This window comes from Nonomuraea sp. NPDC049028 (assembly GCF_043197735.1).
Classification (GTDB): Bacteria; Actinomycetota; Actinomycetes; order Streptosporangiales; family Streptosporangiaceae; genus Nonomuraea.
In genome coordinates this window covers 28,817-52,161 of record NZ_JBICTR010000014.1, presented here as the reverse complement: position 1 = coordinate 52,161, position 23,345 = coordinate 28,817, and the positions used below count along the sequence as shown (strand labels likewise).

At 68.3% G+C, this 23,345-nt stretch carries 21 protein-coding genes; 7 read left to right on the top strand and 14 right to left on the bottom strand.

Going from position 1 to position 23,345, the window contains the following annotated elements; genetic code table 11:
• Positions 1 to 297 precede the first annotated feature (297 nt).
• Positions 298 to 507 (bottom strand): ubiquitin-like protein Pup, encoded by a 210-nt coding sequence (locus ACGFJ2_RS45740; protein WP_219463784.1) that lies wholly within the window; start codon positions 505 to 507, stop codon positions 298 to 300.
• 150 nt (positions 508 to 657) lie between these two features.
• On the opposite strand from ACGFJ2_RS45740, the gene ACGFJ2_RS45735 reads away from it, so the two are divergent.
• Entirely contained in the window at positions 658 to 1,062 is a 405-nt protein-coding gene (locus tag ACGFJ2_RS45735; protein ID WP_357951700.1) for a hypothetical protein, read from the top strand.
• Positions 1,063 to 1,187: 125 nt separating this feature from the next.
• Here the strand turns inward: ACGFJ2_RS45735 and dop are convergent, their stop codons facing one another.
• The 4 genes from dop to ACGFJ2_RS45715 form a co-directional block, all read right to left on the bottom strand.
• On the bottom strand, positions 1,188 to 2,702 hold the full coding sequence (gene dop / locus ACGFJ2_RS45730; RefSeq protein ID WP_263654939.1) for a depupylase/deamidase Dop: 1,515 nt from the start codon (positions 2,700 to 2,702) through the stop codon (positions 1,188 to 1,190).
• A gap of 86 nt (positions 2,703 to 2,788) precedes the next feature.
• Complete coding sequence (locus ACGFJ2_RS45725; RefSeq protein WP_393479352.1) at positions 2,789 to 3,913, bottom strand: acyltransferase family protein; 1,125 nt, start codon at positions 3,911 to 3,913, stop codon at positions 2,789 to 2,791.
• A 137-nt stretch (positions 3,914 to 4,050) separates the two neighbouring features.
• Positions 4,051 to 5,814, bottom strand: a complete 1,764-nt coding sequence (arc, locus tag ACGFJ2_RS45720; RefSeq protein ID WP_225291277.1) for a proteasome ATPase — start codon at positions 5,812 to 5,814, stop codon at positions 4,051 to 4,053.
• 204 nt (positions 5,815 to 6,018) lie between these two features.
• A complete protein-coding gene (locus tag ACGFJ2_RS45715; RefSeq protein ID WP_225291278.1) occupies positions 6,019 to 6,870 on the bottom strand; it encodes a tRNA (adenine-N1)-methyltransferase in 852 nt (283 codons plus the stop codon).
• A 55-nt stretch (positions 6,871 to 6,925) separates the two neighbouring features.
• Between ACGFJ2_RS45715 and ACGFJ2_RS45710 the strand changes: the two genes are divergently transcribed.
• Both ACGFJ2_RS45710 and ACGFJ2_RS45705 read left to right on the top strand, forming a co-directional pair.
• Positions 6,926 to 8,017, top strand: a complete 1,092-nt coding sequence (locus tag ACGFJ2_RS45710) for a GNAT family N-acetyltransferase (protein WP_393479348.1) — start codon at positions 6,926 to 6,928, stop codon at positions 8,015 to 8,017.
• A 131-nt stretch (positions 8,018 to 8,148) separates the two neighbouring features.
• Positions 8,149 to 8,646 carry a hypothetical protein gene (locus ACGFJ2_RS45705; protein WP_358204794.1) on the top strand — a complete coding sequence of 166 codons (498 nt, stop codon included), beginning with the start codon at positions 8,149 to 8,151 and terminating at the stop codon, positions 8,644 to 8,646.
• A gap of 222 nt (positions 8,647 to 8,868) precedes the next feature.
• Here the strand turns inward: ACGFJ2_RS45705 and ACGFJ2_RS45700 are convergent, their stop codons facing one another.
• Entirely contained in the window at positions 8,869 to 9,027 is a 159-nt protein-coding gene (locus tag ACGFJ2_RS45700; protein ID WP_393479345.1) for a hypothetical protein, read from the bottom strand.
• Between the two features lie 234 nt (positions 9,028 to 9,261).
• Positions 9,262 to 9,969 carry a FadR/GntR family transcriptional regulator gene (locus ACGFJ2_RS45695; protein ID WP_393479343.1) on the bottom strand — a complete coding sequence of 236 codons (708 nt, stop codon included), beginning with the start codon at positions 9,967 to 9,969 and terminating at the stop codon, positions 9,262 to 9,264.
• Positions 9,970 to 10,075: 106 nt separating this feature from the next.
• Between ACGFJ2_RS45695 and ACGFJ2_RS45690 the strand changes: the two genes are divergently transcribed.
• On the top strand, positions 10,076 to 10,585 hold the full coding sequence (locus tag ACGFJ2_RS45690; protein WP_393479340.1) for a gluconokinase: 510 nt from the start codon (positions 10,076 to 10,078) through the stop codon (positions 10,583 to 10,585).
• A 648-nt stretch (positions 10,586 to 11,233) separates the two neighbouring features.
• On the opposite strand, the gene ACGFJ2_RS45685 is transcribed toward ACGFJ2_RS45690, so the two are convergent.
• Positions 11,234 to 12,718 carry an FHA domain-containing protein gene (locus ACGFJ2_RS45685; RefSeq protein WP_393479338.1) on the bottom strand — a complete coding sequence of 495 codons (1,485 nt, stop codon included), beginning with the start codon at positions 12,716 to 12,718 and terminating at the stop codon, positions 11,234 to 11,236.
• 330 nt (positions 12,719 to 13,048) lie between these two features.
• Entirely contained in the window at positions 13,049 to 14,185 is a 1,137-nt protein-coding gene (locus tag ACGFJ2_RS45680) for a site-2 protease family protein (protein ID WP_357951687.1), read from the bottom strand.
• A gap of 115 nt (positions 14,186 to 14,300) precedes the next feature.
• Here ACGFJ2_RS45680 and ACGFJ2_RS45675 point away from each other — a divergent pair, with 115 nt between their 5' ends.
• The 3 genes from ACGFJ2_RS45675 (at position 14,301) to ACGFJ2_RS45665 (ending at position 17,176) form a co-directional block, all read left to right on the top strand.
• Positions 14,301 to 15,161, top strand: coding sequence for a RecB family exonuclease (locus tag ACGFJ2_RS45675; RefSeq protein ID WP_357951685.1), 861 nt, complete (start codon positions 14,301 to 14,303; stop codon positions 15,159 to 15,161).
• A gap of 156 nt (positions 15,162 to 15,317) precedes the next feature.
• On the top strand, positions 15,318 to 16,496 hold the full coding sequence (locus tag ACGFJ2_RS45670; protein WP_357951683.1) for a sensor histidine kinase: 1,179 nt from the start codon (positions 15,318 to 15,320) through the stop codon (positions 16,494 to 16,496).
• Positions 16,493 to 17,176, top strand: coding sequence for a response regulator transcription factor (locus tag ACGFJ2_RS45665; protein WP_357951681.1), 684 nt, complete (start codon positions 16,493 to 16,495; stop codon positions 17,174 to 17,176). Before ACGFJ2_RS45670 ends, ACGFJ2_RS45665 begins: the two co-directional genes overlap by 4 nt.
• 100 nt (positions 17,177 to 17,276) lie before the next feature.
• Here ACGFJ2_RS45665 and ACGFJ2_RS45660 read toward each other — a convergent pair whose 3' ends face one another.
• The 5 genes from ACGFJ2_RS45660 to ACGFJ2_RS45640 form a co-directional block, all read right to left on the bottom strand.
• A complete protein-coding gene (locus ACGFJ2_RS45660; protein WP_357951679.1) occupies positions 17,277 to 18,302 on the bottom strand; it encodes a dipeptide ABC transporter ATP-binding protein in 1,026 nt (341 codons plus the stop codon).
• Positions 18,299 to 19,333 (bottom strand): ABC transporter ATP-binding protein, encoded by a 1,035-nt coding sequence (locus tag ACGFJ2_RS45655; protein WP_357951677.1) that lies wholly within the window; start codon positions 19,331 to 19,333, stop codon positions 18,299 to 18,301. The genes ACGFJ2_RS45660 and ACGFJ2_RS45655 overlap by 4 nt, the downstream gene beginning before the upstream one ends.
• Positions 19,330 to 20,343 (bottom strand): ABC transporter permease, encoded by a 1,014-nt coding sequence (locus ACGFJ2_RS45650; protein WP_357951675.1) that lies wholly within the window; start codon positions 20,341 to 20,343, stop codon positions 19,330 to 19,332. Before ACGFJ2_RS45650 ends, ACGFJ2_RS45655 begins: the two co-directional genes overlap by 4 nt.
• Before the next feature lie 93 nt (positions 20,344 to 20,436).
• Positions 20,437 to 22,200, bottom strand: coding sequence for an ABC transporter substrate-binding protein (locus ACGFJ2_RS45645; RefSeq protein ID WP_357951673.1), 1,764 nt, complete (start codon positions 22,198 to 22,200; stop codon positions 20,437 to 20,439).
• A gap of 57 nt (positions 22,201 to 22,257) precedes the next feature.
• Complete coding sequence (locus ACGFJ2_RS45640; RefSeq protein WP_357951671.1) at positions 22,258 to 23,256, bottom strand: ABC transporter permease; 999 nt, start codon at positions 23,254 to 23,256, stop codon at positions 22,258 to 22,260.
• Between the last annotated feature and the right edge of the window lie 89 nt (positions 23,257 to 23,345).

Below are 23,345 nucleotides of genomic sequence, written 5' to 3'. Positions count from 1 at the left end.
ACGATTGCGCCCGAAGCCATCCAACGCCTTAACTTCCGCACATCGCGGACAGTACTTGTGCCCAGCAGGAACCTCGACCTTCTCGCGAACAGTCTTCCCCTGCTCGGCCTTGCGCTTCCGGTAGCTCCGAAGAGAGCGGACCTTGAAGCATTCCCTGCAGTACCGTGCAAGCCCATCACTCATGCGCTTGTTGAGCCCGAACTCAGAAACTCCCTTCACCTCCTTACAGTCCGGGCACCACTTAGTTACACCACCCACTTCCACCCACTTCCCCCCTCTTTTTGTCCGTTTTATCCCCTACTGTCCGCCTTTTTGCACATACGACCTAACGAACTCCTCTGCGTTCTCTTCGAGAACTTCGTCGATTTCGTCCAGAATCGCGTCGACATCGTCGGTGAGCTTCTCCTGGCGCTCCTGCACATCCGGCGCCGCCGAAGCCTCGGTCTCCTCGACCTCGCTCTCGCGCCGACCGGCCTGCTTCTGGCCACCCGTGTCCTTGCTTGCCATGTCCTACCTACCTCCGCTTGGGGGACTGCTCTCTAGGCATATCTTCCCCGAACCGGGCGACATTTCGCGCCCAAGGCCCCGCGATCTTGCCGACTTGACTAGATAGTTCCCCTATCCAATAATGAGGCCCCTGTCCCACAGGAGGTTTCGATGTCCCCCTCGTCCCTGAGCACGGCAGGTGTGCTTCTCATCACAGTCCCGGCGGTGGCCTTCGGCGGTGTCTCGCTGCTGACGTTCCTCATGCGGAACGTGCCCGGCTACAACGACAACCCGGTGCGCCGCAGCCTCTGGCGGGCCGGCCACGCTCACGCGGGCGTGCTGGTGCTGTTCAGCCTCGTGGCGATGCTCTACGTGGATCAGGCGGATCTTTCGGACGGCCTGAAGAGCCTGGTCCGCATCCTCATCGTGGCCGCCCCGATCCTCATGCCGCTCGGCTTCTTCCTGTCGGTGGTCCGTCCCAGCGACACCAAGCCGAGCAAGCTCATCGGGCTGACGGTGGTGGGCGGCGCGGCGCTGGCGGTGGGCACGCTGACGCTGGGCATCGGCCTGCTCTGACCGGACGCCTCCGGGGGCCGGGAAACCCGGGCGCCGGAAGTCTGGGAGCCGGAAGTCTTGGGCTGGAAGAACACCCATGGCCGGGCGCGCGACGTGAGGCGGCCCGGCCCGGAGACGTACGGCGGCTAGTCTCCGCCGGTGAGGGCGGCGACCAGGTCGGCGGCGGTACGGCAGCGGTCGAAGAGTTCGCCCACGTGGGCCTTGGTGCCGCGCAGTGGTTCGAGGGTCGGTACGCGCTGGAGGGATTCGCGGCCCGGGATGTCGAAGATGACCGAGTCCCATGAGGCGGCCGCGACGGACTCGCTGTATTGGCGCAGGCAGCGGCCGCGGAAGTAGGCGCGGGTGTCCGTGGGTGGGTTCTCGACGGCGCGCTGGACGTCGTCCTCGGTGACCAGGCGCTGCATGCGTCCGCGGGCGACGAGGCGGTTGTAGAGGCCGCGGTCGGGGCGGATGTCGGAGTATTGCAGGTCGACGAGTTGCAGCCGGGGGTGGGACCAGGTGAGCGAGTCGCGGGTGCGGTAGCCCTCGAGGAGTTCGAGTTTGGCGACCCAGTCGAGTTCGCGAGAGAGCTGCATGGGGTCTTCGGCCAGGCGGGTGAGGACGGATTCCCAGCGGTCGAGAATGTCCTTGTTCATCTCTTCCTGGGCGGTGCCGCGTTCCTCGACGTACTTGCGGGCCTGCTCGAGATATTCCATCTGCAGCTGGATGGCGGTGAGCTTGCGGCCGTCGCGCAGGGGGATCTCGTAGCGGCAGGTGGGGTCGTGGGAGACCGCGCGCAGGGCTTGTACGGGGTTCTCGACGGCGAGGTCGCGGCTGAGGAAGCCGTCTTCGATCATGGCGAGGACGAGGGCGGTGGAGCCCAACTTCAGGTATGTCGAAATTTCCGACATGTTGGCGTCGCCGATGATCACGTGCAGCCGCCGGTACTTCTCCGGATCGGCGTGCGGCTCGTCCCTGGTGTTGATGATCGGCCGCTTGAGCGTGGTCTCCAGGCCCACCTCGACCTCGAAGAAGTCGGCCCGCTGGCTGATCTGGAAGCCTTCGCCGCGCGAGTCCTGTCCGATGCCGACCTTGCCCGCGCCCACGACGACCTGGCGGGAGACGAAGAACGGGGTGAGGTGGCGGACGATGTCGGCGAAGGGGGTGGCGCGCCGCATGAGGTAGTTCTCGTGGCAGCCGTAGCTGGCGCCCTTGGCGTCGGTGTTGTTCTTGTAGAGCTGGATGGGCGCGTTGGACGGGATCGCGGAGGCCCGCTGGGCGGCGTCGTACATGACGCGTTCGCCGGCCTTGTCCCAGATGACGGCGGCGCGCGGGTTGGTGCATTCGGGGGTGGAGTATTCGGGGTGGGCGTGGTCGACGTAGAGCCTGGCGCCGTTGGTGAGAATGACGTTGGCGAGGCCGAGGTCCTCGTCGGTGAGCTGGCTGGGGTCGGCGACCTCTCTGGCCAGGTCGAAGCCGCGGGCGTCGCGCAGCGGGTTCTCCTCTTCGAAGTCCCACCTCGCCCTGCGCGCCCTGGCGGCGGAGGCCGCCAGGTAGGCGTTCACCACCTGCGAGGAGGTGACCATCGCGTTGGCGCCTGGCTGACCTGGTACGGAGATGCCGTACTCGGTCTCGATGCCCATCACCCGACGCACCGTCATGCAACACCCTCTGTTCGTCCGGATCTGCCTATCCGCCGTTTATATGCCCGAGCCTATGCCCTTCACAGTGCCCCAGGGTCACAGAGTTATGGCACCGCAGTCTTTTCCACCTTTACGGCGGGAACTGGGGGGGTTTGTGGACGCGCGCGGGGCTTAAGAAGACGCTGGATGGGGCGTTCGGCGAGGGAGTAGACAAGGTAGGACAGGAGCACGGCCGCGAGCGTGGTGGTGAGGGCGGTGGCCCAGGGGGCCATTCTGGTGGCCAGGATGGGGATGAGAGCCACGGCGACGACCGAGTGGAAGAGGTAGAGCGGGTAGGTCGTCGCGCCGAGCGCTGTGAGCGTTCTGGACGGTCGTAGCCGGAACACGCCGAGGGCGACGAACGACATCGCGGCGAAGATGACCGTGATGGTGATGATCACGCTGAGGTCGCTGACGGGCATGCTCTTGAATCCGGCGACCTTGATCCGGCCGTGGACGCGTTCGAGCGCGGAGTGCACCGCCAGGACGTAGCCGCAGGCGACGTAGAGCCAGGGCAGCACGGCGTTGCGGTGTTTGTGGATGAGATAGAGGGCCATGCCGGCGGCGAAGTAGGGAGCGTAGCGGGGCATGACGATCTCGTTGAGCACCTCGTTGCCGAGCAGTTCGGCGCCGAGCGCGGCGGCCAGCCAGACACCGGCGAAGATCAGGACGCGACCGTAGGTGACACCGATGATCACGAGGATGGCCATGAGGAGATAGAAGCGGAGTTCGGCCCAGAGGGACCAGTAGACGCCGCTGGCGTCCAGGACCTTGAACAGCCGCTGGAACATACTGGCGTTCACCAGATACTCGCCAGGCGAAAGCTTGGGGTCGAGCACCTTGATGCCGGTGAGGCCGTAGAGAGCGGCGACGGCGGCGAGGCTGAGCCAGTAGGCCGGGTAGAGGCGGACGAACCTGCTCCGGGCGAACGCGCCGAGCCCCCTCCCCCACGCGCTCATGAGGATGACGAAGCCGCTGATGACGAAGAATAACTCCACGCCCAGGATGCCGAGCCCGGCGAACGGGGCGACGGCGGGGAAGAGCTCGGCGGGCCGGTCTCCCCAGACGGAGGCGAACGCGATCAGGTAGTGGAAGGCCAGCACCGCGAGGGCGGCGACGAACCTGAGCAGATCGAGTTCGGCCAGCCGGCCTTCTCCGGATGAGCGCCTCGGCCGGTTGGGTGGTTGCACGCCCAGTTGGACGGCACAACGATCACTTTGGTTCCGTTGGTCCCAATTTTCACACGGGTCCCTCGGCGACGCGGAGAAGATGGGGCGGCATGAGAAGGGGCCGCGCGGAGATCCGCGCGGCCCTTCTCAGCAGCCTCTTACAGGTATTGGCCGGTGTTGGCGACGGTGTCGATGGAGCGACCCGCCTCCGCGCCCTGCTTGCCCGACACGAGCGTGCGGATGTAGACGATCCGCTCGCCCTTCTTGCCGGAGATGCGCGCCCAGTCGTCCGGGTTGGTGGTGTTGGGCAGGTCCTCGTTCTCGGAGAACTCGTCCACGCAGGCCGTGAGCAGGTGCTGCACCCGCAGGCCCTTCTGTCCGCTCTCGAGGAACTGCTTGATGGCCATCTTCTTGCCCCGGTCGACGATGTTCTGGATCATCGCGCCGGAGTTGAAGTCCTTGAAGTAGAGGACTTCCTTGTCGCCGTTGGCGTAGGTCACCTCGAGGAAGCGGTTCTCTTCGCTCTCGGTGTACATGCGCTCCACGACGCTCTGGATCATGCCGTGAATGGTGCCCTCGCGGGAACCGCTGTGCTCGGCGAGGTCGTCGGGGTGCAGCGGCAGTTCGGAGATGAGGTACTTGGAGAAGATGTCCTTCGCCGCTTCGGCGTCGGGCCGCTCGATCTTGATCTTGACGTCCAGGCGGCCGGGCCGCAGGATCGCCGGGTCGATCATGTCCTCGCGGTTGGAGGCGCCGATGACGATGACGTTTTCCAGGCCCTCGACACCGTCGATCTCCGAAAGGAGCTGGGGAACGATGGTGTTCTCGACGTCCGAGGAGACGCCGGAGCCTCGGGTGCGGAAGATCGAGTCCATCTCGTCGAAGAACACGATCACCGGGGTGCCCTCTGAGGCCTTCTCGCGAGCCCGCTGGAAGACCAGGCGGATGTGCCGCTCGGTCTCGCCGACGTACTTGTTGAGCAGCTCGGGGCCCTTGATGTTGAGGAAGAAGCTCTTGCCTTCCTGGCCGGTGCGCTCCGCGACCTGCTTGGCCAGGGAGTTGGCGACGGCCTTGGCGATGAGCGTCTTGCCGCAGCCGGGCGGGCCGTAGAGCAGAACGCCCTTGGGGGGGCGCAGCTTGTGCTCGCGGAACAGGTCGGCGTGCAGGTAGGGCAGCTCGATGGCGTCCCTGATCTGCTCGATCTGCCGCATCAGGCCACCGATCTCCTCGTAGGAGATGTCGGGGACCTCTTCGAGCACGAGCTCTTCGACTTCGGACTTGGGAATCCGCTCGTAGACGTAGCCCGAGCGGGGTTCGAGCAACAGCGAGTCGCCCGCCCTGATCGGCTGCCCGACCAGTGACTCGGCGAGACGCACGACGCGCTCCTCGTCCGCGTGCGAGATGACCAGTGCGCGCTGCCCCTGGTCGAGGAGCTCTTTGAGCATCACGATCTCGCCGACCTCTTCGTAGCCGAGGGCTTCGACCACGTTGAGCGCCTCGTTCAGCATGACCTCCTGGCCACGCCGGAGCGAGTCGACGTCGACGGCGGGGCTGACGTTCACCCGCAGCTTGCGGCCGCCGGTGAACACCTCGATCGTGCCGTCTTCTCTGGCCTCCAGGAAGGTGCCGAACCCGGATGGCGGTTGTGCCAGCCGGTCGACTTCTTCCTTGAGGGCAACGATCTGATCCCTGGCCTCCTTGAGTGTGGCGACCAGGCGCTCGTTCTGGCCGGTGACGGCCGCGAGGTTCGCCTGCGCCTCGTGGAGACGCTCTTCAAGGACTCTGGCCTGACGGGGTGACTCGGCCAGCTTCCGCCTCAGCGCGGTGATCTCCTCTTGGAGGAAGGAGACCTGTGTTGAAAGATCAGCGACCTCCCGTTCGCGCTGCGCGGCTCGAGCCTCAGCATCATCGCGAGCTGCCACGCCCCGTCACCTCCTTCCCAGTCGAGGGCGACTACTAAGGACCTTACCTATCTCGGGCCCCTCCGTAACCTGGCCGGGCAGTGTTCGTCGTGTGACATTCAGTGTTCGGCGAATAATCCCTAATAGTGCGTTTAATACTGGCAGCATAGGAACACGGCGATCTGTTCCCGTGTCACGCACCAACGCACCCTCGTGGCCAAATTGTCATAGTTCCTCAGTGGTCCCCTTCGGTCGTCGGCGGCGTGGTGGCGGTGCCACACCGTCCGCCATGCGACGGGCGCTGACGAGGAAACCGGTGTGGCCGATCATCCGATGATCCGGTCTTACCGCGAGCCCTTCGACATGCCAGTCGCGAACCAGGGTCTCCCACGCATGGGGCTCGGTGAAACTCCCGTGATCGCGAATCGCCTCGACAGTCTTGGACATCTGGGTCGTCGTGGCCACGTAGCAGCAGATGACGCCGCCCGGTGTGAGGGCCTTGGCGGCGGCGTCGACGCACTCCCAGGGGGCGAGCATGTCGAGGATGACGCGGTCGACGTCCACCTCGTCGATCGAGGCGACCAGGTCGCCGACGACGAGCCGCCAGGTGTCGTCCATGGGGCCGCCGTAGAACTTCTCCACGTTCTTGCGCGCGACGTCGGCGAACTCCTCACGCCGCTCGTAGGAGGTGACGTGACCTTCGGGGCCCACGGCGCGCAGCAGGAAGCAGGTCAGCGCGCCGGAGCCGACCCCCGCCTCGATCACCCGGGCGCCGGGGAAGACGTCGGCCATGCCAACGATCTGCGCGGCGTCCTTGGGGTAGATCACGGCGGCGCCGCGCGGCATGGCCAGAGTGTAGTCCTGCAGCAGGTGACGGAAGGCGAGATATTGGGTGCCGCCGGAGGAGCGCACCACGGAGCCTTCGGGCTGCCCGATCAGGTCGCTGTGGGGGATGGCGCCCTTGTGCGTGTGGAAGACGCCGTCCTCTTTGAGCGTGATCGTGTGGCGCTTGTTCTTGGGGTCGGTGAGCTGCACCTGATCCCCCGCCTGGAACGGCCCATGCCTGCGGAAACCCATGTCGGCAAGGTTATAGGGCTTTCGAGCACGCCTTGACGCGCGATATCTATGAGGGATGTTCCCCCGTGAGGTGATCTCTACCGGTCCCCTGGTGTTGCGACGTCCCGCCGATTCCGACGCCGAGGCGATCGTACGCGCGTGTGACGACCCGGTGACGGCCCGGTTTCTGTACACCCTGCCGTCGCCGTACACGTTGCAGGACGCGCGCGCCTACCTGCGGGCGGCGGAGGCGAAGTGGGCGGACGGCGGCGCCGAGTTCACGATCACCGAGAACGGCCACTACGTCGGTGCCATCGGCGTCCAGCCGCCCGATCCGTGGGGCGTGGCGGCGATCGGCTACCTGGCCGCGCCGTGGGCGCGCGGCAAGGGCGTGGTGAGCCGGGCGACGCGGGCGGTAACCGAGTGGCTGTTCGACCATGGCGTCGAGCGCGTGGAGTTGCACGCCGCCGTGGAGAACATCGCCAGCCTGCGAGTCGCCTACAAGGCCGGTTTCCAGGAGGAGGGGCGCAGGCGTGACGCCAAGGTCGGGCGTGACGGGCGCCGCACCGACATCATCACGTTCGCCCGGATCCGGCGCGACTCCGGCCTGGCGGCCGAGTCCTACCTGCCGTTCTTCGACGGCGGCGAGCTGAGCGACGGGGTGGTACGGCTGACACCGATGGAGGTGGCCGACGCCCCCGAGTTCCACGCGATGATGCGGGAGCCGAGTGTGGCCGCCTACGCGGTCGGGCCGCGTACCACGCTGGAGGACAACGAGCGGCGCTGCCGCTACACCGGCTACTGGTGGGTGTCTGGGCAGCGGATCGAGCTGGCGATCAAGGATGCCATCTCCGGGAGGTTCGCGGGGCACGTGCAACTGGTGCAGGTGGTGCCGCTGATCGGGCAGGGCATGATCGGATATTCGCTGCGGTCGGAGTTCCGGGGCAGAGGGTTCATGACGCGGGCCGTGCGGCTGCTGGTGGACTGGGCCTTCGCCAACACCCAGCTGCACCGGATCGTGGCCGGGACCGAGGTGGGCAACAAGGCTTCGCAGCGGGTGCTGGAGCGGTCGGGCTTCGTCCAGGAGTCGACGCAACGCGAGCTGTTCCCCAGGGAGGACGGGACCCGGTCGGACGAGCTGGAGTGGCTCCGCCTGCGCCCCCGCTGACCGGAAATCCCGATTTCCAGTTGGGGTCTGGTCAAGTGACACGGCGACGGCGAGACTCGGGGTCACCGCCCTTGAGATACGCGTGATCATACTGCGCGATCTCACTTCCCCCTCCTCTGAGGGATACAGCGATGACTTACAACCGTGTCGACGTCGCCATGCGCGAACTCATCGCCTCGTTCTCCTGCCTGGACCCCGCGGGACTGATCGACAGGCTGAGCGGGACCGCCGCGGCGGTCACCGGAACGGCCTACGCGGGATTCGTACGGGTGGACGCGCTACGGGAGGTCGCCCAGGCCGTCAATGTGCACGCGCCCCCGGTCGATCCGCTGCGGGTACGCCCGTGGCTGCAGGAGTCCGGGGTGCTCAAGACGCTCGCCACGCGGTCCGTCCGGCTGTTGATCGTGCCGGACGCGTCGATGGGCGAGCCCGGTTTCCTGGCCATGCCGGTGCCGCTCGCCACGAGGGAGCACGTGTTCCTGTGGGTGGCGGGGCGCCGCTTCGGGGAGCGGGAGGAGCACCTGCTGAGCCGTTTCGCCACTGCCTCGGGCCGGGCTCTGGAGGCCGCCAGCGGGCTGGAGGCGGCCATCCGGCTGTTACGCGGCGTGCAGGCGTTCTCCCGCGGATGACGGGTGCCGCCGGGCCGGGTTCGGTACGGGCCGGATCGCAAGAATACGAATGACCTACGGGTGAGTCCGATGGGTGCGGCGGCCGTTTCCGTGCTGCGGTTCCAGGAGATTCTTCGCCGCTTTTCTATGCCCAAACTTGGAAATTACGGGATTTCCACAGAACGGGTGAAGGCGGCCTTCCGGACGCCTGCGGCGGGGTCGCGGCTCGCGCGACCCCGCTGCTCAGGGGCTCTCCCCGGCGATCGGCGGCCCGGAGGCCCGGATCAGCGCGTGACCTGGCGAATAGCCGGCCTGCTTGCCGCGGAAGCGGCTTTGCGGACCGCCTAGTTCGTACACCCGCAGCGACCGCCGGGCACCGCGGTAATCGTCGGCATATTTCACATCTTGCCGCCCTAGGGAACGAGGAGTGTGCCCACGCCAATGTCGCATCGCCGACGCGATCACGCATCAGCGGCACCACTCCGCTGACAGCGCGTCAGTTGCCGCTCCGCCACCGGCGCGTGTCAGCCGCCGCTCCCCGACCGGCGTGTGTCAGCTGTGCTGTGTGACCGGCGCGCGTCAGCCCGTCCTCTGCTGAGACGCCCAGTGGCCGGCCGGCTCCGCGACCACTGCGCGTCAGACGTCTGGCCCGAGCATGGCGCTTGTCGCCTCGTCGACGATGTCACCCATCGCACGTTGCGCCTCCGCGGGGTCTCCGGCCTGGATCGCCTGGGCCACCTCGGCGTGCCGGCGGATCGCCGCCGGCTCCGGGAAGGCCGGCATCAGGTGGTGGTGCGTACGAGCCGCCAGCACCTCCGTGACCACCGTGGTGAGCGCGCCGAGCATGTCGTTGCCCGAGGCTTCGAGCAGCGTCCGGTGGAACAGGATGTCGGCGGCCAGGTAGGACTCCAGGTCGCCGGACCTGCCGTGGACGGCCATCCGCATGACCGCCTCCGTCAACCGGCCGCACTGCTCGGGGGTGGCATGGGTGGCGGCGAGCGCGGCGGCGACGGGTTCGGCGCCGCGGCGGAGCTCGCCGAGGGAGCGGAGCAGCGAGGCGCGTTCGCCGCTGTCGAGCCGCCAGCGGATGACGCGGGGGTCGAACAAATTCCAGGAGGTCCTGGGCGACACCGTGATGCCGACGCGCCGGCGGCTGCTGACCAGGCCCATCGACTCCAGGACTCGTACGGCCTCGCGCACGACCGTACGAGACACCCCGAACCTGGCCTCCAGCTGCTCGATCCTGAGCACCTGACCGGTGGCGTAGTCGCCCGCGACCACGAGGGCGCCCAGCTCGCCGAGCACGCTGCGGTGCAGACTCTCGTTCGTGACGCCCCTGCTCACACGCCTCACATGCTTCAAAAGTATGATTTATTCGACTTCTCAGCTTGATTGATATGACGCAAGCTGTCTAGTCTGACGCGCATCCGAGCCCGAGAGGTTGCCCCGCATGGACGACTCACCCCGCCCGCAGCTCATCGTCGTGATGGGGGTGACGGGATGCGGCAAGTCCACCGTCGGTGCCGCGCTCGCCGAACGCCTCGGGGTGCGGTTCGCCGACGCCGACGACTTCCACAGCCCCGCGAACGTCGCCAAGATGACCGCCGGAATGCCGCTCGACGACGCCGACCGGCTGCCGTGGCTGCGCGCGGTGGGCGCCTGGCTCGCCGAGCGCGCCGGCACCGGGGCCGTGATGGCGTGCTCGGCGCTGAAGCGCCGCTACCGCGACCTGCTGCGGGAGGCCGCCCCCGAGGTGAGCTTCCTGCACCTCGACGGCGACATCGACATGATCAGGAAGCGGGTGACGCACCGGCCCGGGCACTTCATGCCCGAGTCACTGGTGACCTCGCAGTTCGCGGCCCTCGAACCACTCGGCCCCGACGAACGCGGCGTCGCCCTCGACCTGTCACTGCCGGTCGACGACCTGGTGAACGCCTATCTCGCCCGTACGACCTCGTGAACGCCCACTCTCGGCCGGACGGCCTCCTGAACGCGCACCTCAGCCGTGCGACCTCCTGAACGCGCACCTCAGCCGTGCGACCTCCTGAACGCGCACCTCAGCCGTACGAGCTCCAGAGCGCGTGCCTCGCCCGGACGACCCCCTGACCGCACCCTTTGCGACGTCCGGCACGCTCCTGGCCGACCGGCGTCGGCCGCCCGGAAATGAGCCAGATCCGCGACCGAAAGCGAGACGGCACGGCCGAAGCGGATAGGGCTGAGGACGCGAGGGCCCAGGTACGAGAAGCCCCGGGACCGGAGAGGTCCCAGGAGCGGGAAGCCCCAGAGACGCGAGGGCCCAGGAGCGAGAAGCCCCAAGGCGAGAGGACCGACGTCGCCTTCCTTAAGGCTCTCCTGAAGGCCCTCAGCCCTGGGCGGCCAGCGGTGGCGCACGGGGGCCCGGCGCACGGGCCCATTGGCGCACGGAGGCCTAGCGCACAGGCCCATTGGCGCACGGCGGCGGCTCCGTCTACGGCCGGTGGCGGGTAATGCACGGCGGCGGCTTGCGCGTCGGCGGGCGGTGCACGGTGGCGGGTCACAGCAGAGCGCCCGCACTCCCACCAGGAGTACGGGCGTTCAGCAAGATTCGGGAAGGTTCAGGACGAAGGGCTCATCCCCGGTGGGCCTCGAAGCGCATCGTGCGGGAGACGCCGACGCGGACCGTGGTGCCCGGGACGATGGTGACGGGCTCGTTGGGCGGGATGTCATAGAAGTTGGGGTCACCGGGCGGCTGGATCTGGGTGCCGTTGACCGACCCCAGGTCGACGAGGTTGACGTCCCAGCCGTCGAGCGCCACCCGCAGATGCCTGCGGGAGACCGACCCGTCGGGGCTGGTCACCTTGGCGGGCCTGGCCGTGCCGCCCGCCACCTCCGGCGCGCGCTCGGGGTCGCGTCCCAGCAGGTAGTCGCTCTCCAGCGGCAGCGCGGTGCCGTCGTCGAGGATGAGGACGCCCAGCGGGGGCCGCGGCCCCTTGTACGGCACGAGGGTGCGCTGGACGAGCGCGATGCCGCAGACCGCGCAGTAGGGCACGCGTGGGTCGTTGAAGTGGTCGTTCTTGCAGTCGACGCCGTAGACGAGCTGCCGGTCGCCGTGCTCCTCCTGGGCGGGCGGAGGCGGCGGCTGCTCGAACAGCTCGCGGGGCTGTTCGAAGTGCTCCCGTGGCTGGTCGTAGGGGGAAGAGGGCTGCTCGAAATGTTCGCGTGGCTGGTCGTACTGCTCACGCGGCTGGTCGTAGGGGGAAGAGGGCTGCTCGTACTCGGGCATCGTGCCGTTGCCGGAGTGCGCGGGTGCGGGCTCGTCGTAGGTGGGGAACCCGCTCGGCTGCTCGGCCGGGGGCGGCGGGTCCGGGACCGCAGACAGGAACGGCGGCTGCTGCTCCAGCGCGGGAGGCGGCGGCTGCGGCCCTGAGGCGGGCTGGGGGCCCGACAACGGCTGCGGGCCTGACAAAGGCTGAGGGCCCGAGGGTCCGGCCGCCGAGGGGGTGGCGGGCTGGTCGTTGCCCGACAGCGGATAGGGGGCCATCTGCACCGGAGGCGGCACGACCAGGTCGGGCTCGAAGTGCAGGGCGGTGTTGGGCAGTTCGCTGGTCAGCGGCCTGGACTGCGCCGCGGGCCGCTCGGCGACCTCACCGAAGTCGCCCATCAGCCCGCCGCCGTGCACCACGCCGCCGTCGAAGCTGACCGCGGGATGCGGCTCGCCCCCGCCGGGCAGGCTCAGCGAGACGCGTTGGACCGGCCCGTTGATGAGCCGGTCGGCCCAGGTCAGCGAGTCGCTGCCGGCCAGCCGGGTCTCGCCGGAGGCCGTGGTGACCGTGGCCGAGGCGGAGCCGCTGACCAGGACGGCCACGCCGCCGTCGACCGGTCCCGCGACCGCGCAGGTGGCGGGGTCGCCGGTCATGTTGGCCGCGAGCACCTGAGCGGCGCGCCTGGCCAGCGCTCTGCCGTCGCCCCCGGCGGCGGCCGTCTCGCGTAGTGCCTTGAGCAGTTCATCGGCCGCGGCCTCGGCCGCGTCGCACACCAGCAACAGCCCGCCCAGATAGGCGACCAGCCCATCTCCGGGAAGCGGACGTACCGCCCCGAAGCCCTGGCCCGTCATGACTCCTCCTTCATGACGACCGCGCTGCGCTCATCGGTGCCCTCGCTGCGCTCGGTCACTCAATTCTCCTCCCCGGAAGCCGGCGTTATCACGGCACCCGCACTGCCGTGCCGGCCACCAGCCATACGCATACCCATACGGCGAGGCGGCGTCGCGGCCGCCCCCGTCTCGATTCGGTGAACCGGTGGACCGGTGGACCGCAATAAACCTGGCCGGACAGAACACTATCGGCCAGCCGTCTCATCCTCGAACCGCCGGGTGCGATCCGGAATCACCTGATCACTGGACACGACACTAGCCGGGGGCTGCCGGTTATACGAGTGGGACATATCAGACGCCGCTGAAGACGCGGTTGACGTCGGCCGTGGCGAGCACGCCGTAGATCTCGCCGCCGCGCTCCACGAGCAGGTATTCGCCGGCCGGGGACTCGCGCATGGCGTCGATGAGCGCCTCTCCCGTCAGGTCGGCGGCCAGCACCATGGACGGCTCCAGCGACTTGGCCATGGAGCCGGCGTTCACCCAGGGGCGGCGGTGCTCGGGAGTGGCCTGTACGGACGCTTCGTGCACGATCGCGACGGGGCGGCCCTCATGATCGACGACGACGAGGGCGCCGGCCCGCTTCTCGGCGGCCTGGCGCAGCGCCTCCGACAGCGGTGTCTCGGCGACGACGGGGATCGCCCTGCGGGCCAGGGTACGGGCGTTGACCTGGGGGATCCTGGCGCGGATGCGGGCCACGCGCAGCGACTGGGTGGCGCCGAGCCAGATGAAGGAGGCCAGCACCAGCGGCCACAGCACGTCGCGAAGGTCCACTTCCTGCCCGCTCATCAGCGGCGCGGCGATCGGCACGACCACCAGCAGCACGGCCAGTACCCTGCCGCCCCAGGCGGCGGCGATGGTGCCGGAGCCGGCGTTGCTGGTCAGCTTCCAGACGCCGGCGCGCAGCATCCGGCCGCCGTCGAGCGGCAGCCCGGGCAGCAGGTTGAACACGCCGACGATGAGGTTGGCCAGCCAGAGCTGCCAGATCAGTACCTCAGGGATGCCGCCGCCGTTGATCAGGAAGACGTCGGCGGCCAGGCCGATCCCGGCCAGGCCGAGCGACAGGGCCGGGCCGGCGGCGGCGACCATGAACTCCTTGCCGGGGGTCGGCGGCTCCTTCTCGATCTCCGACACGCCGCCGAGCAGGTAGAGGGTGATCCGGCGGACCGGCAGGCCGTAGGACTTGGCCAGCACGCTGTGGGCCAGCTCGTGCAGCAGGACCGAGACGTAGAGGAGTACGGCGAAGACGAAGGCGACGGCGTAGGCCGCTGTGGCGTCGAGCTCGGGCAGCATGGCCCGCACCTGATCACCGAACATCCAGGTGATGAAGGCCGCGACGATGAACCACGTCCACGACACGTAAACCGGGATGCCGAACGGCTTTCCCATCCGAAGACCGGAAAATTCCTGCTGCGGGCTCTGCTCGCTCACCGCGCTCCTTGCCGTTCATTACGTGCTGTCCGCTGCCTTGATGCTACGCGCCGGACGAGGTGCTCCCGGCTTCGCGGGCCCTATTCTGTCGGGCTCTTGACCTAGAGTGCGGTGCATGACGTTGACCGAACCGGTGATCATCGGAGCCCTCTCCCCCTCCCGGGCGGGCGACTTCATGACCTGTCCGTTGCTCTATCGCTTCCGCGTGATCGACCAGTTGCCGGAGAAGCCCTCGGCGGCCGCCGTGCGCGGCACGGTGATCCACGCGGTCCTGGAGCGCCTGTACGACCTGCCCGCGCCGCGTCGTTCGGTGGAGGCGGCGCTGGAGCTGCTGGAGCCGCAGTGGGAGCGGCTGCTGTCCGATGATCCGCACTACGCCGAGATGTTCGCCGATGACGAGGAGCAGGCGACCTGGCTGGCGCAGGCGCGGGGGATGCTGGAGCGCTATTTCACGCTGGAGGACCCGACGCGGCTGGAGCCCGCCGAGCGGGAGCTCTATGTGGAGGCGGTCCTCGACGGCGGCCTCATGCTGCGCGGCTACGTCGACCGGCTCGACGTGGCGCCGACCGGCGAGGTGCGGGTCGTCGACTACAAGACCGGCAGCGCGCCGGGCCCCGACTTCGAGGCCAAGGCGCTGTTCCAGATGAAGTTCTACGCGCTGGTGCTGTGGCGGCTGCGCGGCCAGGTGCCCAGGCTGCTGCAGCTGGTCTACCTGGGCGGTGGCGGCGAGGTGCTGCGGTACGCGCCGGACGAGGCCGATCTGCTGGCCACCGAGCGCAAGGTGCGGGCGCTGTGGACGGCGATCGAGCGGTCGCTGGAGACGGGCGAGTGGCGGGCGCGGCGCAGCCGTCTGTGCGACTGGTGCGACCACCAGGCGATCTGCCCGGAGTTCGGCGGCACCCCGCCGCCGGTGCCGGACCGGCAGCCGGGCGACACCGTACGGAGCAACCGCCGGGCGGCCACGGACGAGCTGTAGGCCACCTGCTGCGGAGCAACCGCCCGGCGGCCACGAACGAGGTGCGAGTGGCACGGTCCGGAGCGGCCGGCGGGCGGTCATGGACAGCCTGTAGGAGTCCGGCTCTCCTCCCTTGGGAGGAGGTTCCGGGCTCTCACCTGGACCTACAGTGAAGCGGTGCGCATCGATCGGGCCAGGTTCCACGACACCCTGTTCGCCGTGGCGCTGGCCGCGGTCTCGGTCTGGCTCTTCCTGTCCGCCGATTCGGCGTTGCTGGAGCCCGGTGGTGGGCAGGCGGTCGGCGAGACGCGGGGCGCCGACCCGTTCGGCGCCGTGCTGGTGCTGCTGGCGTGCGCGCCGGTCGCCGTACGCAGGCGCTGGCCGCTGGCGACGTTGTGCGCGGGGCTGCTGCCCGAGACGCTGCTGACCGGGCTGGGTTACGGTTCCGGCGTGGCGGCGGCGCCGGTGCTGGTGCTGCTCTACTCGGTGGCCTCCCTCCGGGGGCTGGCCGTGGCGCTGTGCGCGCTGCTGCTGTCGTTCCTGGCCTACGCGTTCGCCGGGGCGCTGAGCCCGGTCACCGGCGGCAACTGGAGTGAGCACCTGGTGGCGTTCATCGTGCTGCTCGCGGTCTGGGGGGCCGGGCGGAGCCTGCGGCTGCGCCGCGCGTACCTGGAGGAGCTGAAGGACCGCGCGGCCCGGCTGGAGCGCGCCTACGCGGCCGACACGCGGGCCGCGCGGGCCGAGGAGCGGTCGAGGATAGCCCGCGAGCTGCACGACGTCGTGGCCCATCACGTGAGCGTGATGACGGTGCAGGCGGCGGCCGCGCGCCGGGTGCTGGCCGCCGATCCCGACATGGCGCGTGAGGCGTTGTCGGCCATCGAGCACACGGGCCGGATGGCGATGAGCGAGATGCGCAACATCGTGGGCGTGCTGCGTACCGACGCCCGGGCCGAGCTGGGGCCGCAGCCCGGGATGGACGATCTGCCGGCGCTGGTGGAGCAGATGCGGGAGGCGGGGCTGGCCACGCGGCTGTCGGTCGAGGGTGATGCCCGGCCGATTCCCGCCGGGGTGGATCTGGCCGCCTACCGGCTGATCCAGGAGGGTCTGACCAACAGCCTGCGGCACGCGGGCGCGGGTGCCAAGGCGGTGGTGACCGTATGCCATGGTCCGCGTGAGCTGGACGTGCGGGTGGAGGACGACGGGCGGGGGCCGGCGAGCCTCTCCGGGCCGCCAGGGCATGGTTTGGTGGGCATTCGCGAGCGAGTTGCCCTCTATGGTGGAATCCTCAGCATCGGTCCGCGACCGGGGGGCGGTTTCGAGGTGCGCGCGAGGTTCCCGTTGAAGGACTCACCATGACGATCAGGGTGCTGCTGGTGGACGACCAGCCGCTGCTGCGCACCGGTTTCCGGCTGATACTCGAGGCCGAGTCCGACATCACGGTGGTGGGGCAGGCCGGTGACGGCAAGGACGCGCAGGAGCAGACGCGGGCGTTGCTGCCCGACGTCGTGCTGATGGACATCCGGATGCCCGGGGTCGACGGCATCGAGGCGACGCGCAGGATCGTGCGGGAGGCGGCGCCGACGGCGCACGTGCCGAAGGTGCTGGTGCTGACGACGTTCGACCTGGACGAGTACATCGTGGAGGCGCTGCGGGCGGGCGCCTCCGGGTTCCTGCTGAAGGATGTGCCGCCGGACGAGCTGGTGCAGGCGATCCGGGTGGTGGCGGCGGGCGACGCGATCGTGGCGCCGAGCGTGACCCGCCGGCTGCTGGACCGCTTCTCCAAGCGGCTGCCGTCGGCGTACGAGCAGGCGACCCCGGCGCGGCTCGACCGGCTGACCGAGCGGGAGCTGGAGGTGCTGCGGCTGATCGCCAAGGGGATGTCGAACGCGGAGATCGCCCGGAAGCTGGTGGTCAGCGAGACGACGGTCAAGACGCACGTCGGCAACGTCCTCACCAAGCTGGGCCTGCGCGACCGCGTGCAGGCGGTCGTCCTCGCCTATGAGACCGGCCTCGCGACACCGGGTGCCGCTTCCTGATCTTCACCGTGACGGCCGCCGGCCGCCGATCTGGTGGTGGCGGCATCCGCTGATCCAAAGGAGACCGGTCGGCGGTGGGGCTCCCATCCGCCGACCGGCGTCAGGAGGTCGTGGCGGCAGTCTCCGGCGCCTGGGCGGGGGCGTTCTCCGGGAAGTGGCAGGCCACCCGGTGACCGCTGGCCAGCTCCTCCAGGGGCGGCTCCACCGTCTTGCAGATGTCCTGGGCCTTCCAGCACCGGGTGTGGAAGCGGCAGGCCGGTGGCGGGTTGAGCGGGCTGGGGACGTCGCCCGTCAGCCTGATGCGGTCGCCGTCCGCGCGGGCCTTGGGATCCGGGATCGGGACCGCCGACAGCAGCGCGTTGGTGTAGGGGTGCATGGGGCTGCTGTAGAGGCGCTTGCGGTCGGCGATCTCCACGATCTTGCCGAGGTACATCACCGCGACCCGGTCGCTGATGTGGCGGACCACCGACAGGTCGTGGGCGATGACCACGTAGGTGAGGTCCAGCTCGTTCTGCAGGTCCTCCAGGAGGTTGACCACCTGGGCCTGGATCGAGACGTCCAGCGCCGAGACCGGCTCGTCGGCGATGATCAGCTTGGGCTTCAGCGCGAGTGTGCGGGCGATGCCGATGCGCTGGCGCTGGCCGCCCGAGAACTCGTGGGGATAGCGGTTGTAGTGCTCCGGGTTGAGCCCGACCAGCTGGAGGATGTCCTGGACGGCCTTCTTGATCCCTTGCTCGGTCTGCACGCCCTGGATGCGGAACGGGGCGCCGACGATGGTGCCGACCGTGTGGCGGGGGTTGAGCGAGGAGAAGGGGTCCTGGAAGATCATCTGCATGTCGCGGCGGAGCGGCCGCAGCTTGCCCTGACTCATGTGGGTGATGTCGCGGCCCTCGAAGACGACCTTGCCCGCGGTCGGCTCCAGCAGCCTGGTCACCAGCCGGCCGGTGGTGGACTTGCCGCAGCCCGACTCCCCCACCAGGCCGAGCGTCTCACCCTTGAACACGTCGAAGCTGATCCCGTCGACCGCCTTGACGGCCCCGACCTGCCGCTTGAGCAGGCCCTTGGTCACCGGGAAGTGCTTCTCCAGGTCCTGGACGGAAAGAAGCGGCTCGTTCGAGGTGGTCACTGCGTCTCCAGCACTGGCTTGACTTCGTTCTCCCACAGCGTCCGCCGCTGCGTCCTGCTCAGGTGGCAGCGCACCAGGTGGCCGGGGTCGGTGTTGATCAAGGCAGGGATCTCCGCCTTGGACTGACCGTCGGTCTGGTCGGAGTAGGGGCAGCGGGGGTGGAAGGCGCAGCCCGATGGCACGTTGATCAGCGACGGCGGGGTGCCCTTGACGGGCAGGAGCCGTTCGGTGGGCTCCCGGTCGAGCCGGGGCATCGAGCCCAGCAGTCCCCAGGTGTAGGGGTGCTCGGGCCGGTAGAAGATGTCCTCGGCCGAGCCGTACTCGATGCACTTGCCCGCGTACATGACCAGGATGTCGTTGGACAGCTCGGCCACCACGCCCAGGTCGTGGGTGATGATGATCAGCGCGGAGTTGAACTCACGCTGCAGGTCGCGCATCAGGTCGAGGATCTGCGCCTGCACGGTCACGTCGAGCGCGGTGGTCGGCTCGTCGGCGATGAGCAGCTCGGGGTCGCACGACAGCGCCATCGCGATCATGGCGCGCTGGCGCATGCCGCCGGAGAACTCGTGCGGGTAGGAGTCGACCCGGCGCTTGGGCTCGGGGATGCCGACCCGGCCCAGCATGTCGATGGCGTGCTTGCGGGCCACGCTCTTGGAGACCTTGTGGTGGAGGCGGTACGCCTCGATGATCTGGTCGCCCACCGTGTAGAAGGGGTGCATCGACGACAGCGGGTCCTGGAAGATCATCGCCATCTTGCGGCCGCGCAGCCGGCGTACGTGCTCCTGCGAGGCGGTGATGAGGTCTTCGCCGTCGAGCCAGATCTCGCCGGAGACGTTGGCGCTCTTGCCGCGGTGCAGGCCGAGGATGCCCAGGCTGGTGACCGACTTGCCCGATCCGGACTCGCCGACGATGCCCAGGGTCTTGCCGCGTTCAAGGCTGAAGGACAGCCCGTCGACGGACTTGACCACGCCGTCGTCGGTCGAGAAGTGGATCTTCAGGTCCTTGACGTCGAGAAAGGGGCTCTCGCTCACGTCAGCCTCACTCTCGGGTCAACCACCGCGTAGAGCAGGTCGACGATCAGGTTGGCCAGGATGATGAAGATCGCCGCGGTCAGCGTGACGCCCATCACCTGGGGGAGGTCGTTGTTGTTGATGGCGTCGACCGCGTACTTGCCGATGCCGGGCAGCGAGAAGGTGCTCTCGGTCAGCACCGCGCCGCCGAGCAGCAGGCCCAGGTCGAGGCCGAACATGGTCATCACGGGCGTGAGCGTGGCACGCAGGCCGTGTTTGACCACCACCATGCGTTCGGGCAGGCCCTTGGCCCGCGCCGTGCGGATGTAGTCCTCCGACATGGTCTCCAGCATGCCCGCTCTGGTGAGCCGGGCGTAACCGGCGGCGTACAGGAAGGCCAGCGTCACCCACGGCAGGATGAGGTTGTTCGCCCAGGTGAGCGGGTCTTCCGAGAACGGCACCCAGTCGGCGACGTCGCCGACCAGGCCGAGCTGGTCGCGGAAGATGGCCAGCGACACGATGCCGGTGAAGAAGATGGGCAGCGACACGCCCGCCAGGGCCACACCCATCGAGAGGCGGTCGAAGAAGCTGCCGCGCCGCAGCGCCGACAGCACGCCCGTCGAGACGCCGAACACCACCCACACCACGGCGGCGCCGAGCGCCAGTGACAGGGTGATCGGCAGCCGGTCGAGCAGGTCGGGCAGCACCGGGTTCTGGGTGACGTAGGAGTAGCCGAGGCACGGGGCGGGGCAGTGCTCGACGCCGGGACCATAGTTGCGGTCGACACCGACGAAGATGCCCTTCACGAACCGCCCGTACTGCACGACCAGCGGGTCGTTGAAGCCCAGCCTGACGGCGGCCTCGTGGATCATCTGGTCGTTGGCGGCCTTGCCCACATAGCGGGAAGCGAGGTCGTCAGCGGACATCCCGGCGAGCCGCGGGACGAGAAAGAAGATGGCGAACGTCGCGATGCTCACCACGAAGAGCAGCATGACGGCCGCTATCAACCGTCTGATGATGTATGTGGCCACTGATCTCGGCTATGGCGGCCGGGCCTTGTGGGCCCGGCCGCCGAAGCCTTCACCTGCTTTCGACGAACGTTCCGGAGGTTTTCCCGGACCGGGTTACTGGGTGCTCAGCGTCAGGAACTCGTACATCCCGAAGTTCTGGCTGACGAACGCGTTCTTCAGCGTCGGCGGCCGGTAGAACAGGCCGTGCGCCCAGACGTAGGGCAGGATGAACGCGTCATCCATGACCTTCTTGTCGACCGAGGCCCAGATCGAGTTGCGCTTGGTGGCGTCCTGCTCGGCCGCGGCCTGGTCGACCAGCTTGTCGATCTCCGGGTCCTTCACGCCGAGGTTGGTGTTACCGGCGGCGCGGATGACGCGGCTGTCGACGATCTGCTGGAAGAAGCCGAAGCCCTCGGGGTAGTCGGCGCCCCAGCCGTAGACCATGAGGCCCAGGCCGTTCTTCTTGGCGAAGTCGGGCTTGCCGGCGTACAGCTTGAAGTAGTCACCCTGCGGGAAGCCCTTGACCTCCAGCTTGATGCCCACGCGGCCGAGCGACTGCTGCAGCGACTCGGCGGTCTGCTTCTCCGCCGCGCGCTCGACGCGGAAGGAGATGGTGGTGCTGAAGCCGTTGGGCTGGCCGCAGGCCTTCAGCTCTTCCTTCGCCTTGTTCACGTCGCCGCCGGGGTTGGCCTCGACGCCGTAGAGGTCGTTCTTCTCGTAACCGGTCATCTTCGACGGCATGAGGCTGAGGGCGATCTCGCCACCGGCGTCGGGACCACCGTAGGCGCCCTGGATCGCGGAGCGGTCGGCGGCGTACAGCACGGCCTTGCGGCAGTGGATGTTGTCCAGCGGCGGCACGTCGGCGTTGAGGTTGGTGAACCAGGTGCGGTCGAGCGGCGCGGAGTCGGCGTACTGCTTGACCTTGTCGTCGGTCAGGACGGTCTTGCGGGCGTTGGCCCCCACGCCGGTGCTGTTGATCTTGACGTCGATCTTGCCCGAGAGCAGGCGCTGGTCGAGGTCGTCCTCGTTCTGGCCGAGCAGCACCTCGATCGAGTCGTTGAGCTGCTTGCGGTTGGGGTCGGTCGCCGCGTCCCAGTTGGGGTTCTTGACCAGCTCGATGCGCTTGCCGAGCTCGTGGGCCTTGAACATGTACGGGCCGGTCGCGACCGGGTGCTCCTTGTACTTGGTGCCCGTGTCCTTGGCCGCCGGCACCGGGGCCGTCGACGGGAGCATGGCGAAGTAGTCGAAGCCGCCGTAGGCCTTCTTCAGATGGAAGACGACCGTCTGGTCATCGGGCGTCTCGACGCCCTTCCAGGAGTCGAGCTTGTCCTTCATCTTGTACGGGCCGGTGTAGTCGCCGTTGTCGAGCCAGTCGTTGAAGTAGGTCGGGCCGCTGGGCAGGATCTCCTTGTCCAGCGAGCGGGCCACGGCGTACTTCACGTCCTTGGACGTGATCGGGGTGCCGTCCTCGAACTTGATGCCCTTGCGCAGCGTGTACGTCCAGGTCTTGCCGCCGTCGCTGGCCTTGCCGAGGCCCTCGGCCAGGTCACCGACGAGCTCGAGGCCCTCCTTGCCCGGCACCGGCTTGAACATGGTCAGCGCGCGCGTGTAAAGGCGGGAGAAGTTCCAGGCGTAGCCGTAGTACTGGTCGCCGGGGTCAACCGAGTCGAAGTCGCCCGGCATGCCCATGTGGAGCGTGCCGCCCGTCTTGTCGGACGGGTTGACGACCTGCGTCACTCCGGCGTTGTACTGGCTGGCGGGCGCCTCGGCAGTGGCACCGCCGGTCTTCTTGGCAGAGCCGCCGCCACCACACGCGGAGACGGCCAGGGCGAGAGCAGCGGTGATCGCGACCGCCGACGCCATGGATTTTATCTTCATCGACCTGACACACCCCTTGTAACTAGGAGTCCAAAATTTGCGGGATAACTCACGAGGTCATCGAGCCTTGGGATCGAAGGCGTCCCTCAGGCCGTCGCCGAGCAGGTTGAACGCCAGCACGGTGACGAAGATCGCGAGGCCGGGGAAGAGCATGAAGTTGGGCGCCACGTCGTAGTTGTGGACCGCCTCGGCCAGCATGCCTCCCCACGTCGGGGTCGGCGGGCGTACGCCCACGCCGAGGAAGGACAGCGCGGCCTCGAACAGGATGTTCGACGGGATCAGCAGCGTCGAGTAGACCAGGATCGGGGCCAGCAGGTTCGGCAGGATCTCCTTGAACAGGATGATGTGGTTGCGCGCGCCCAGGCTCCTGGAGGCGTCGACGAACTCCCGTTCACGCAGAGATAGCGTCTGACCTCGGATGATACGCCCGATATAGGGCCAGTTGAAGAAGCCGATGATGAACACGAGCAGGCTGATCCGCAGCGTGTCACCCGACATCCCGAACGCCTTGTCGGGGATCACCCCGCCGAGCGCCAGCGCGAACACCAGCAGCGGGAAGGCGAGGAAGATGTCCATGAGCCGGCTGATGATCGTGTCGATCCAGCCGCCGAAGAAACCGGCGATCATGCCGAACACGGTGCCGAGCAGGACGCAGAGCAGTGTCGCGAAGAACGCGATGAGCAGTGAGATGCGCGCGCCGTAGAGGATCCGGCTGAACAGGTCGCGGCCGGTGGTGGGCTCGACCCCGAACAGGAAGTCGGAGCTGATGCCGCCGAACGTGCCGAGCGGCGCCTGGATGGCCGGGTCGATCTTCTCCCGGTGCCATTCCGCCGGCGGGTGGCCGAACCACGACACCAGCAGCGGCGCGAAGATGGCGACGAGGATCAGCACGACGATGACGATGCCGCCGATCATGGCGATCTTGTCGCGCTTCAGCCGCATCCATGCGATCTGGCCAAGGGAACGCCCTCGGATGACTGAGGAGTCCGCGCCCTCCAGAACGGTTTCCGGTCCGGCTTCGATAGCCGAGCCCGGAACATCGAGCGGTGCGGTCATGCCAATGGCCCCCTGGATGCCAGACGACGTCGTCCGAGTGGGCGGCGGTCCCGATCAGGTTATGCGCCGCGCTGGTGAAGTCGCTAGTC